Source organism: Metabacillus arenae (assembly GCF_014773385.1).
Taxonomy (GTDB): domain Bacteria; phylum Bacillota; class Bacilli; order Bacillales; family Bacillaceae; genus Metabacillus_D; species Metabacillus_D arenae.
On the sequence record NZ_JACXAI010000021.1, the window covers coordinates 60620 to 74190 of the forward strand.

Consider the following 13571-nt stretch of genomic DNA (forward strand, 5'->3'; position numbering starts at 1 on the left):
AAGTGAAATGAAACAATCTATGCGAAAACAGCTATTATATAAATGTAATTAGATTGTTATAAAACAAGTTTCTTTATGTGTTTGTTTACCTAGTGTAAATTCAATTCGATATTAGAGGGAGATGGATCGTTGTGAAAAGATCTGAGATGGAGGCTTCTCTTTTTTGTACTTATTGCAATGAAGAAACACCACACATGATTGTATATATTAATGATGAAATTACAAGTATAGAATGTGAGGATTGTCATCATATTGTTGAAATTAAAGTTGATATTATGAAAGAATTTTATAAAGAATTATACGAACGAATTTCAACAAAGCCTTCGCGAATAACACATGAATATAAAAGAGGTTTGATCAGCTTTTTATCAAAACTGCCAATGAGAGCCGCTAGTAAACCGTATCGATTAATGAGTGATCTAAATCAATCAAGAAAAGTAATTAGGCAGTTTAAGAAGAAATGATAAATTAAATTATTAATTTTAATATCATGGCTTTTAAGGTTTCCTTTTTTTAGGAAGAGCATACTTTTATAGATATAATCCACCTAGAATCCTACATAGTTGACTATTTTTTTCATCAATTACGATAATTTTACCTACCCTTTATCTTCGATTATTGAAAACTTCGAAATTTAATTTTCTCCACATCCCATTTAAACTCCAACTATTTTATTTTTATTGTATTTAAAAGAATTTCATCTTTGCCTTACCTTTTTTTAATCACAACTGTTTTAGCCTCTATTTGTCTACCGGGTAATAATCGTATCTTGGTTATCGAATTTATTTCTCTTAGGTATACTATTTTGGCCAATTTTTTGTTGACCTCCCTTTAACTTTGTTTTACAATTGTTCCGAATACAAACAAATGTTGAAACCATAATTTTTGTTACACCTAATAATATATGACATGGTTGTTTTATTTTTATTATGTTAAAAGGTTGAACGAATGTTGAAGTTATAAAAGATTAAAGGGAGGATGTAGAAAATGTCGATTTATCAAAAACTTTTAGAAAGAAAACTTGCAAATGAACCAATCAAGGTAGGTGTTATCGGTGCCGGGCAAATGGGATTTGAAATGATTGCCCAAATTTCTACTATTCCAGGAATGATTGTTGCCGGAATTAGTGATATCAATTTAGATGCTGCAAAAAGAGCTTAAGATTACTATCAACCACATACAACAAAAAAAGGATCAATTGTTGTATCAAATGATTTCAAAGAGGTTATTCACTCTCCTAATGTTGAAGTAATTGTCGATGCTACTGGTATTCCTGAAGTTGAAGCAAATATTACTCTTGAAGCACTAATTGCTAAAAAACATCTTGTTTTATTAAATGTTGAAGTAGATATTACAATTGGTTCGATTATGCATCAGCAGTTTAAAAATGCTGGATTAGTTTACACAGGTTCAGAGGGGATGAGCCAGCTGCAACACTTGAGTTATTTGTATTTGCTAAAACAATGGGAATGGAAGTTTTAGTTGCCGGTAAAGGAAAAAATAATAAATTACGGGTAACTGCAAATCCTGATACTGCATAAGAAGAGGCAGATCAGATGAAAATGTCAGCACATATGCTTGCTGCATTCCAGGATGGTACGAAAACAATGGAAATGCAATTGGATTTGTTCCCGATGTAGTAGGAATGCACGGAATCGTTGAAACCTGGATTCAGTTGTAAAAGATTTAGACCTAAAAGAAAAAGGCGGAGTATTAAATAAATTTGGTGTAGTTGAATATAAAGATGGTCTAGCACCTGGTGTGTTTGTCATCGTAAAAGGACAAAATGAGGGTGTAGCACATGAAATGAATTATTTATTGAAAAAAGGTGATGAAGACCATCATATTTTATATCGTCCATATCACTTAGCGAGCCTAGAAACACCAATTCAATTGCGAAAGCGGTTCTAGAACATGATGCTTCGATTCATCCACTAGGTGCACCTGTTTCTGATACAGTTGCCGTTGCAAAACGCGACATTAAAGCAGGAGAAACATTAGATGGAATTGGCGGCTTTTGTGTTCGTGGTGTTCTTGAAACGCATCAAGAGTTGAAGAGAAACGGACATATTCCGATTGGTTTAATTAGCGGCCATGTTGTTGCAAAACGAAATATTTGTCCAGGTCATTTCTTAACAACAGATGATGTAGAATTAGATCATAATACAACAGTATGGAAATTAAGAGCACTCCAAGATAGCTTATTCCCAACTGAATAATAGAAACCTTTTTTAAAGGGTGCTGCAAAGCTAATAATTATTAACATGTTTTGTAGCACCTCTTTTGAAAAAGTGTTAGAAGGCGGCACACTTCAAATTGATGACCAAGTATTTACAATTACAGAAGTAGGTTCTCTAGCAATAAAAACTTAAAGGAATTAGGGCATATATCCATCTATTTTTCTGAGCCAGCCGATCAAGTCTGGTGCAGTATTTTAGCCAATTTGTATTTCCTAAGTTTGAAGATGGTAGTGTAATTGAATTTAAGGAGTAACTTAACAATCTCTCCTAGAAAGGGAGATTTATGCTAAGGTTGTGAAAATATATTTATTAGGCAATCATCAATCTAAATTTATCCAATAGAATTCCTCTTAAAAATCATTTGATCTATTTAACAATTTATCTTTTAGACTCCAAACAATAAATTTAGACAATACAATTTAATAATAAAAAATTCAAAAGAATAGGAAGATCGGATATGAATAAAAAAGAAAATGTTTATATAGTTTCTGACTCTCTTGATGAAACTGCTGAAAAGGTGGTGAGAGCAGTTTTTAGCATTAGTGGAAGAGAAGTAAAAATACAACATATTTCCTATGTAAAGGATATCACAGATATTAAAAATGTTATTACTATCTCAAAGAATAGTCATTCAATTATTGTTTACACAATTGTTACTGGATACTTAAAGCAATATCTTGAACTTAAGGCTCAAGAGGAAGGGGTTATTACAGTTGATTTATTAACTCCACTGATGGATGTATTTATGAAACAATTTTATAAAGTACCAAAAGGGGAACCAAATTTAATCAAGAATATTGATGACGATTATTGTCGAAGAGTTGAAGCAATTGAGTTTGCAGTTCAACATGATGATGGACAAGATACTCAAAATATTAGACTTGCTGATATAGTATTGATTGGTGTCTCCCGAACATCAAAGACGCCGCTTTCTATGTACTTGGCTTATAAGGGCTTTAAGGTGGCGAATATACCTTTGGTACCAGAAATAATACCTCCGAGTGAACTTTTTAAGATTCCAAACAATAAATGTGTAGGTTTAGTTATAACACCGGATAAACTGAATGAAATTCGAAGAGAACGATTAAAGAATTTAGGGATGACCATTGAATTCAAATACGCAAATGTAGAACGGATTCATAAGGAATTAAATTATGCTGAAAATCTTATGAAACGAATCGGCTGCCCAATCATTGATGTTTCAAATATAGGAATCGAAGAAACGGCTGATTTAATTATGAGCAATGTTCAAAAAGAATGGATTTGTATATCATAATAAATTTGTATATATGTTTGATGAGGGGAACAACAAGAGGGATAATCCAAACTTCATGTTTTAATTAAAAGTGAACAAAAATAGTGTATGGAAGGAGGATACACGTTGAAACAAAGAGCAATATATCTTTTTATCTTTGTTTTTTTTTGCAATTTTAATAGCGTTTATATTAATCCAATTTGCAAATGAAAAACCAAAAGTAGTAGTTGTTTTAAAAGAATTAAACACTAAAAATCAATTTTGGGATATTGTTAAAGCGGGAGCAGAAAAAGGGTTTCGAGATTTTGATATTGATGGAAAAGTAATCGCTCCCAGTAATGAGGACGAAGTTAATGGTCAGGAAAAAATTCTCAAAAATGTCCTTAAAGAAAAACCAGATGTATTAATTGTCTCTCTAATAGATGTAACTAGAATTTCTATTTAAAAGAGTTTGATAAAAATAATATTCCTGTATTGCTGGTAGATACGGATTTACCATGGGGAAATAAAACATCTTATATTGGTACCAATAATTTTGAATTAGGTAGGAAAGGTGGTGCTCTATTGGCTTCAGAACTTTAACCTGGCGATAAAGTCGCTTTGATAACCGGAGAAAAAAGTAGCCCAGAGTTACGTGAAAGGATAAAAGGAGCTAAAGCTAGTTTAGAAACTGTAGGTATTAAAATAGCAACTCATAGAATAATAGCAAATGATACTGAGTTGGGTTAAAGTGTCACGGAGAAGATTTTAAATGATCATCTAGATGTTAAAGGTATTTATGCATCTTCTGATATTCTTACATTAAGTGCTATTGAAATAATAGAGAAATATGGATTTAACATTCCAGTTATTGGAGCAGAGGGACTGACAGAAATGACTAAGTGAATAAAAGAGGAACGTTATCTGGTTCAGTAGCACAAAAACCCTTATGATATGGGATAATTAGGTGTTGAAACCGCTTTGATAGTAATTAAGGGAAGCGATGTTGAAAGTCATATTAATAGTGGTGTAGATATCATTATCCAAGATAATGCAAAACAAAGACTAGGCTTCACGAAAGAGGGTTATCGGGATGAAGTAATGGGGGATACCAGTAAGAATATAAACACTACCTTATCGCAAATATAAAAATAGATTAAGATCTTACTCCAAATACAAAGTTCCCTAAACCTGTTATCAAATATGTCATCGATTATAAAGATTCAGTAAAAGAATCTGGTATTTTGATTGTTTTTAGAACCTAACCGTTGGAGAGTTAGGAAATAGTATTAATAAAATTATTAATTGTATTTACAGATATTAAAACTAATTAAGGAATTAAATAGTTTTTATACGAGAAATATAGGCAGCCAAGGTTTTTTAAAAAGCTTGGCTATTTTTGTATCTATAGATCTCTTGTGTGACCTGTTGAACATCTTTAATGACAGATAAGTAAGCCCTTTGTCCCATTCCGCCAGCTACCTCACAAAGATATTGTATTTTTCAATGATATAGCTAATTAAAACGTATTTTTGGCTAGGTGCGACTTTTATTTTTTCAGCTTCTTTCTGACATGCAACTCTTTTTTACATTGTTCATTTGTTCTAGGCCATTTTTTGGCAGATGACCATTCATGAACGAGTATTTACTTTTGTTCAATGACATTACGTTTTTGTATAATTTTTTTTGCGAAGGGGTCTGTTTGAATGTATTAGATTATTTGAATGGAAATTTATTTTTTGTTTTAGATAAGTAAATCCATATAAACAACCATTTTGCCTGTAATTAATTGCGTTAAATCTTATTAAAAAAGTATTTTTCTCTTGACGAAATTTAAAGAACGGTATATTATGTTTACAAATGTAACAATAAAGAACGAAAGTAAAAAGGAGGAATTAAAATGTTAAGTACTTTAAATTTACCTTCCCATATAACTGAGGAGAAGCTTCCTGAGCATTATAAACAAATGTGGCTGATCCGCTATTTTGATGAAAAGGTAGACCAATTTTTTGCCAAAGGAAAGATTCATGGAACAACTCATCTTTGCGTAGGACAGGAAGCTTCTGCTGCAGGTTCTATTGCTGTACTTCAATCAAAAGATAAAATTATAAGTACTCATCGTGGTCATGGTCACTGTATTGCAAAAGAAGGTGATGTGAACAAAATGATGGCCGAACTGTTTGGTAGAGAAACAGGTTATTGTAAAGGAAAAGGCGGATCAATGCATATTGCAGATGTTGAAAAAGGAAATCTTGGAGCTAATGGAATTGTAGGGGGCGGAATTCCTCTTGCGGTAGGAGCAGCATTAACATCAAAATTGAAAAAAGAAGGTTATGTAGTTTTATGCTTCTTTGGAGATGGTGCTACAAATGAAGGAAGTTTCCACGAGGCGTTAAATATGGCAGCTATTTGGGATCTGCCGGTAGTATTTATTTGTGAAAACAATCAATATGGAATGTCAGGCCCAGTAAAGGAAATGACGAAAATAGAAAACATTGCAGATCGTGCAATCGCTTACGGTATGCCGGGTGAGGTCGTAGATGGAAATGACATGATCGAAATCATGAGCACCGTAGATAAAGCAGTCGTAAATGCCCGTCAAGGAAATGGTCCATCATTAATTGAAATGAAGACTTACCGCTGGAAAGGTCATTCGAAAAGTGATGCGAAAAAATACCGTACGCGTGAAGAAGAGACAGAATGGAGAAAGAAAGACGGTATTAAGAGATTTAAAGAAGTATTAATTGAAGCAGGAGTGCTAACAGAAGAAGAAGCTAAGAAGCTTCAAGATCAAGCAAAACAAGAAATTGAGGATGCTGTAGAATTTGCCGAAAACAGCCCGGAACCATCAATTGATACTCTATTAGAAGATGTATATGCCTAACTTAGAAGGGGGATTAAAATGACTGAAATTAAAACAAGAGAGATTACGTATTTAGAGGCAGTAAGAGAAGCGATGAGTCAAGAAATGCGCCAGAATGAAGATGTATTCATTTTAGGAGAAGATATCGGGGTATATGGAGGCGCATTCGGTGTAACACGTGGAATGATCGAAGAATTCGGTCCTGAACGTATTCGAAACACACCTATTTCTGAAGCTGCAATTGCAGGGGGAGCAGTTGGAGCGGCTCTAACCGGTATGAGACCTATTATGGAATTACAGTTTTCTGATTTTATTACGATTGCAATGGACCAATTAGTAAACCAAGCAGCTAAAACGCGTTATATGTTTGGAGGGAAAGGTAAAGTTCCAATGGTTGTAAGAACACCAGCTGGATCTGGTACAGGTGCAGCCGCACAGCACTCCCAAAGTTTAGAAGCATGGATGGCTCATATTCCCGGATTAAAAGTTATCCAGCCGTCTACTGCATATGATGCAAAAGGATTATTAAAAGCAGCAATGGATGATGACAATCCAGTAATTTTCTATGAGCATAAGCTTTTATACCGCACACAATGCCATGTACCGGAGGAACAGTATTCAATTCCACTTGGAAAAGCTGTTGTAAACCGTAAAGGTAAAGATGTAACAATCGTTGCAACTGCTATTATGGTACACAAAGCACTTGAAGCAGCAGCAGAACTAGAAAAAGAGGGTATTGATGTAGAAATTATAGACCCTCGCACTCTTGTTCCACTAGATGAAGAAACAATTATAGAATCTGTGAAAAAGACTGGTCGCTTAGTAGTGGTTCACGAAGCAGTTAAACGTGGAGGTTTCGGTGGTGAAATTGCTAGTATGATTGCTGAGAGTGAAGCATTTGATTATTTGGATACACCAATCAAAAGGCTAGGAGGATTATCTGTTCCAGTTCCATATAACCCAACATTAGAGAAGGCTGTTATACCTCAAGTGCCAGATATTATCGAAGCTGTTAAGGAAGCTGTTCGTTTCAAATAAGAAGGAGGGAGAATTATGGCAAAAGAGATTTTTATGCCTAAACTAAGTAGTACAATGGAGACCGGTACCCTCCTTCAGTGGTTTAAGGAAGAAGGAGACACAGTTGAAATCGGAGAACCATTGCTTGAAATCATGACAGATAAGATTAACATTGAAGTAGAGGCGTATGACGAAGGCGTTTTATTAAAAAGGTATTTTGACGTAGACGATCAGGTTCCTGTTAATCATGTTATTGGTTTTATTGGCGAGGAAAGTGAATCAGTACCTGCTGAGCCACCAGGGGAATCAGGAGGATCGAGTGATTCATCCTCAGGAGAACCAGTGACAGAAAATAATGAAAATAATGAAGAAATCCCTAAAGTAGCTGTACAGGCGGAGAATAGTGCTAAGCCGCGTGCTACACCTGCAGCTAGAAGATTAGCAAAAGTGAATCAAGTGGGATTATCTGTTGTCTCAGGAAGTGGACCAAAAGGGAGAGTTCATCTTAAGGACGTTAATGAGCACGTGAGTACAGTTCAAACACAATCTAAAGTTACACCACTTGCAGGGAAAATCGCTAAACATGAAAAAGTTGATGTGTCTGCTCTCAATGGAAGCGGTGTAAACGGTAAAATCGTAAAACAAGATGTAACAGCAGCTATTCATAAAGGTAAGGAATCATCGGCTCCGACTGAAAAACGAAGAAAAATCGCAGGTATGCGTAAAGTGATTTCTGATCGTATGTCTCAGAGTGCATTTACAGCACCACATGTCACGTTAACCAGTGAGTTTGATATGACAAAAGTAAAAGAGTTACGTACACAACTCTTACCAATTGTTGAAAAACAAACGGGCTTCCGTTTATCGTATACAGAGGTTATTGTTAAAGCGGTTGGTTTAGTATTATCACGTTTTCCGTCTATCAATGCATCATTTATAAATGATGAAATTATTTATAATGATGATGTTCATATTGGTTTGGCGGTTGCGGTACAGGATGGATTAATGGTACCTGTTATTAAAGACGTTAATCAAAAAGGATTAGCTGATTTAACAACAGAAGCAAAAGACATCGGCAAGCGTGCTAGGAAACAAAAGCTACTCCCTGATCAATTAAAAGGATCAACGTTTACTATCAGCAACCTTGGTATGTATGCGATTGACGCCTTTACACCAATTATTAATCAGCCAGAAACGGCAATTTTAGGTGTAGGTAGAATGCACGATAAACCTGTTGTGCTAAACGGTTCTATTGAGATCCGACCAATGATGACAGTTAGTTTGTCCTTTGATCACCGTGTCATTGATGGAGCACCTGCAGCAGAATTTTTAACTGAATTGAAACGAGTTCTTGAGAATCCATTCGAATTGCTAGTTTAAGAGGTGAGAGACATGACAAAATCATATGAAATCGTTGTAATAGGTGGAGGTCCCGGAGGGTATGTAGCAGCCCTCCATGCTGCAGAGCTAGGGAAAAAGGTAGCCTTAATTGAAGCAGACTTTTTAGGCGGTACTTGTTTAAATAGAGGTTGTATACCTTCAAAAACCTTGCTAAAACATGCAGAAGTTATTGAGTCCATTGAAGAAGCAAAAGAATGGGGAATTGAGACAGGTGATATGTCTTTTTCCCTTGAAAAAATGAAAAAGCGCAAAGATGATGTCATTCAACGTTTGCGCGGTGGGATTGCCTTTCTATTAAAACAAGGGAAAATTGATGTGTATGAAGGCTTAGGTACGATTGAAGACGGGCAAAATATCAAGGTAGTTACCGCTGAAAAAGAAGAGCGAATTCAAGCAGAGCGTATCATCGTTGCAACGGGTTCATCTCCTGTTGTGCCACCAATTAAAGGGTTAGATTCTGTAGACTTTGAAACAAGTGACAGCATTTTTGACATCGTAGACATACCTAAATCGGTCGTTATTATTGGTGGTGGCGTAATCGGGGTGGAATTTGCCTGTATCTTCGCTAGCTTAAAGGCTGAAGTAACTGTAATTGAAGCTGCAGACCGAATCATTCCTAGTGAAGACGCTGATGCTTCTAAAGTACTGATGAAGGTATTAAAGAAAAAAGGGATTCGTTTTCATGCAAGTACAAAAGTAACTGAAGTTCAGCAGAACGGTACGCAAAAAGCTGTAAAATGTGAAAATAGTAAAGGGAAAGAACTTACAATTGAAGCAGAAACACTAATCGTGAGTGTAGGCCGAAAACCTAATCTTTCAGGTGTTCAACAGATAGCTATTGAAAAAGAAGGACCATTTATCAAGGTAAATGAAAAAATGGAAACGAACCTTCCAAATATTTATGCAGTAGGTGATGTGGTCGGAGGCTACCAATTAGCTCACGTTGCAAGTGCGGAGGGCATTGTGGCGGCTGCTAATGCAGCAGGTTTAGAAGATAAAATGGAATACCACGTTGTACCTCGTTGTATTTACACATTACCTGAAATTGCCAGTGTAGGGATGACAGAAGAAGAAGCGAAAAAGCAAGGTCTATCTGTCCGTACTGAACGGTTTGATCACGTAGGGAATGGTAAAGCTCTAGCAGTTGGTGAAACTAGCGGTTTTGTAAAAATTGTTTATGAAGAAAAGTACGGAGAAATTATTGGAGTTACAATGGTGGGACCACATGTGACGGAAATGATTTCAGAAGCTTCTGCTTTTATGTACTTAGAAGGCACGATTGAAGAAGCATCAAAAATGATTCATCCTCACCCTACTGTTTCTGAGGCTTTTTATGAGGCTGCTTTAAATATTGCCAATAAAATGAGAAAGCAAGAAGCCCTTGTTTAAACCTATATTTCTAGTATTTAATGCTCCCATTACTCAGCACCAGCGTAGAATGGGAGTTTTCTTGTAAATGTGAAGTTAAAAAGTAGTTATGTCTGAATTTAGAGTAATTGTATGGAGGTGAAATAGTGTTGAATAAGGAAGAAAAACGACAACTTGTAAAGGTATCGAATTTATATTATATTGACGGCTGGACGCAAACGCAGATTTCGAAAAAAATCGGGGCTTCAAGACCTATTATTTCAAAGCAATTGAACATGGCAAAAGAAGCCGGCATTGTAGAGGTATTCATTAAAGATGAATGTGTTCATACCGTCGAATTGGAACAACAATTGGAGAAAAAATATGGCTTGGAGGAAGTTGTAGTGGCTCCCACTATCGGACTTACACCAGAAATGGTTAAGCGGACTGTAGCACAAGCCGGGGCTCATTATATTTCCAAAAATTTAAAAAACGTCAAATATCTAGGTATTTCGTGGGGGACGACAATAGCTGAATTAGTAAAAGAGTATTCATCTGAACAAAGAAAAGACATAAAGATTATCCCTCTTGAAGGAGGAATTGGGCGGCAACGTATAGAGATCCATGCTAACCAGTTAGCGTATGAATTGGCCCAAAAAATGGATAGTACATGCTCTTATTTGTACGCTCCTGCGATTGTAGAATCGGAGGAATTAAAAGACCGTTTAATGGAGATGTCAGATATCAAAATTGTACTTGAAGAAGGAAAAAATGTAGATATGGCGGTCATAGGAATCGGGAACCCTCTTAAAGAATCGACATTGAAGAAAATCGGTTATTTACAGAATGGGGATTTGGATGACCTTTGTGCGATGGGAGCAGTTGGTGATATTGGTTTCCGCTTTTTTGATAAATCGGGAGTACCTATTAGACACCCTTTAAACAATAAGGTTATTGGTTTATCATTAAATCAATTGAAAAAAATTAAGAAAGTTATTGCTGTTGCAGATGGTATTCATAAGCTTGAGAGTATCATAGGTGCGTTAAGGGGAAATTATGTAAATGTTTTAATAATCGATGAGCAAACTGCCTCTATGATTTTAAAGCAGAGTTAAAGGGTTGGATCAAGGATTACTTTTTGTCCTTTGGATTCAGCTCTTTTTTATGTTGTCGGGATGAATCTTTAGAGTCCTTTTAATGGACGCTAAATTTTACCTTATTCGACAAATGTACGAAGATAACATTTGAATATTCGAATGACAATTAATAAGAACTCTTAATACTTTTTTCTTTCTATACATTGATTTATACGAGTTCCTTTTGTATTTACAAACTAGAACAAACTGAAAATTCCTCATTATGTTGACAGATAATTTTGAAAATAATATAATAATATTAACAAATGTTCATAATTATCACAAATGTAAAATTTATTTAACATTAATTTAATCAAGAGATCGTTAAAAGCAGGTGTGATGGAAGGTAAGGATGTACATGTCAATGAAACTGGTACACCGCAAGGCGGTTCAGTAAGTGTACTGTTAAGTAACATTTACCTTCACTATGTATTAGATTTATGGTTTGAGAAAATAATTAAACCAAGACTCAAAGGAGAGTCATATCTAATAAGATATATCGATGATTTTGTAGTGTGTTTTCAATATTAAGGGTAATTTTATGGTAGGTAGGAAAACCGAAAAGACGAGATTTAAGCGAAGTGTAAATAAAATACAAGAAGTACTTTGTATTATAAGACATTAGGCGATAAAAGACTAGGTGGAAAAGATAAATCAAATTCTTAGAGGTCACTACAACTACTATGGCTGGTAATCCTTGGTCAATAACGAAAATCTATAAAATTACGGAACGTTTTTGGAGAAGAATCTTAAGTAGTAGAAGTCAAAAGAGCTATATTACATGGGAAAAGTTCAATAATATTAAGTCGATTTTTCCTCTAGAGCGTCCTAAACTCTTAATTCCATTTTTGGAATTGGAGATCTACGCAAGACTGTGAAGCAACTTTTGAAGAGCCTGATGCGGTTTAGTACTATATTGAATGTTGAATGATAGATGGATCAAGATTGGATCTTAAAGTCAACTATTTTAAATAGACTAAACAACCTTTGGGGTATTAGACATTTATATACAAGGTGTTTTGTAAATTGAATAAAAAGGTTATAAACTAGCATAGGAGAGAAGAGAATGTTCTCATTCTATTGGACATCTTGGTATAATAAAGAAGATAACAAATCTAAAGAGGCGATATTATGTTAAGTTGGGACGAAAGGCGACAGCTGGTCAAAGTAGCTAATTTGTATTATACAGACAGCTGGACGCAGGAACAAATAGCTAAAAAAGTTGGTGTATCAAGACCTGTTATTTCAAAAATGTTGCATAAAGCAAAGGAATTTGGAATTGTTGAGGTATATATTAAGGATGAAAGCGCGCGCACAGTAGAACTAGAACAAAAGCTTGAGAAAAAATACGGTTTAACTGATGTTGTTGTTGTGCCGACCGTAGGTTTTACACCAGAAATGGTTAAACGCTCAATAGGACAAGCAGGAGCTTATTATTTATCTAAAAAATTAAAGAGCGATGTTAGGCGTCTCGGAATTTCCTGGGGTACTACACTATCTGAGGTAGTAAAAGAGTATCCCTATGAACGTAGAGAGGAAATAAATATTGTCCCTTTAGTGGGAGGCATGGGAACACAACATGTAGAAATACATGCTAATCAGTTGGCGTATGAATTAGCAAAAAAAATGAACGGTACATGTTCATATTTATATGCACCAGCAATTGTAGAAACAAAGGAGTTAAAGGAACGCCTTGAGGCTATGCAGGATATTTCAGCTATTCTTGAAGAAGGAAAGAAAGTGGATGTAGCTCTTATAGGTATTGGAAATCCATATAAGGGTTCCACTATGAAATCGATTGGTTATTTACAAGACGAGGATCTAAACAATCTAAGAAAGAAAGGGGCAGTAGGTGACATTAGCTCTCGTTTTTATGATGAGTCAGGAAACCCGGTTAAACATTCTCTAAATGAAAAAGTCATTGGCTTGACTTTGGAGCATTTGAAAGAATTGAAGAAGGTCATTGGAGTAGTTGAAGGAACACATAAATTTGAAAGTGTGGTAGCAGCTTTAAAAGGCAATTATCTAGATGTGTTAATAATAGATGAACAAACTGCTTTGGCGCTTGTAGAAGAGTAGTTATTCTTTTGAAAGCATAACTCATATTGTCTACTTACCTTAATGCAATTAGCAAAAAATTCGTTCGCCACTCGAAATATTATGAAAAAACGGCCGAGGACTCTAGCAGGGGTCCTCTTTAGTTCTGGCCACTGATGGCGATCAACGCCACTTATTATGGTATTTTATATTCCAAATTTAAGGGATTAAACTGAAACGAGCTTCGGTAATATACCAGAGCTCGTTTTACTATGGTTTGACAGCTGAAATATTAA

At 35.2% G+C, this 13571-nt stretch carries 10 protein-coding genes and 1 pseudogene; all 11 read left to right on the plus strand.

Annotated elements, in window-relative coordinates:
- Window positions 1-131 precede the first annotated feature (131 nt).
- Window positions 132-464 carry a bh protein gene (locus IC621_RS16030; RefSeq protein ID WP_191159338.1) on the plus strand — a complete coding sequence of 111 codons (333 nt, stop codon included), beginning with the start codon at window positions 132-134 and terminating at the stop codon, window positions 462-464.
- Between the two features lie 523 nt (window positions 465-987).
- Window positions 988-2219 (plus strand): annotated as a pseudogene (locus tag IC621_RS16035) (NAD(P)H-dependent oxidoreductase).
- 478 nt (window positions 2220-2697) lie between these two features.
- Window positions 2698-3516 (plus strand): pyruvate, water dikinase regulatory protein, encoded by an 819-nt coding sequence (locus tag IC621_RS16040; protein WP_191159339.1) that lies wholly within the window; start codon window positions 2698-2700, stop codon window positions 3514-3516.
- 136 nt (window positions 3517-3652) lie between these two features.
- Window positions 3653-3940: a type 1 periplasmic-binding domain-containing protein gene (locus IC621_RS16045; protein WP_191159340.1), complete on the plus strand. Its 288-nt coding sequence runs from the start codon at window positions 3653-3655 to the stop codon at window positions 3938-3940.
- Between the two features lie 1434 nt (window positions 3941-5374).
- Window positions 5375-6358 (plus strand): pyruvate dehydrogenase (acetyl-transferring) E1 component subunit alpha, encoded by a 984-nt coding sequence (gene pdhA, locus IC621_RS16050; RefSeq protein ID WP_191159341.1) that lies wholly within the window; start codon window positions 5375-5377, stop codon window positions 6356-6358.
- A gap of 18 nt (window positions 6359-6376) precedes the next feature.
- Window positions 6377-7375 (plus strand): alpha-ketoacid dehydrogenase subunit beta, encoded by a 999-nt coding sequence (locus IC621_RS16055; protein ID WP_191159342.1) that lies wholly within the window; start codon window positions 6377-6379, stop codon window positions 7373-7375.
- Window positions 7376-7390: 15 nt separating this feature from the next.
- A complete protein-coding gene (locus tag IC621_RS16060; protein ID WP_191159343.1) occupies window positions 7391-8734 on the plus strand; it encodes a dihydrolipoamide acetyltransferase family protein in 1344 nt (447 codons plus the stop codon).
- Between the two features lie 12 nt (window positions 8735-8746).
- Window positions 8747-10144, plus strand: a complete 1398-nt coding sequence (gene lpdA, locus IC621_RS16065; protein ID WP_191159344.1) for a dihydrolipoyl dehydrogenase — start codon at window positions 8747-8749, stop codon at window positions 10142-10144.
- A 125-nt stretch (window positions 10145-10269) separates the two neighbouring features.
- The gene (locus IC621_RS16070; protein ID WP_191159345.1) at window positions 10270-11217 is read left to right on the plus strand and encodes a sugar-binding transcriptional regulator; all 948 of its coding nucleotides are present in this window, start codon (window positions 10270-10272) and stop codon (window positions 11215-11217) included.
- A gap of 360 nt (window positions 11218-11577) precedes the next feature.
- A complete protein-coding gene (locus IC621_RS16075; RefSeq protein ID WP_191159346.1) occupies window positions 11578-11769 on the plus strand; it encodes a reverse transcriptase domain-containing protein in 192 nt (63 codons plus the stop codon).
- A gap of 600 nt (window positions 11770-12369) precedes the next feature.
- Entirely contained in the window at window positions 12370-13317 is a 948-nt protein-coding gene (locus IC621_RS16080) for a sugar-binding transcriptional regulator (RefSeq protein ID WP_191159347.1), read from the plus strand.
- Window positions 13318-13571 lie beyond the last annotated feature (254 nt).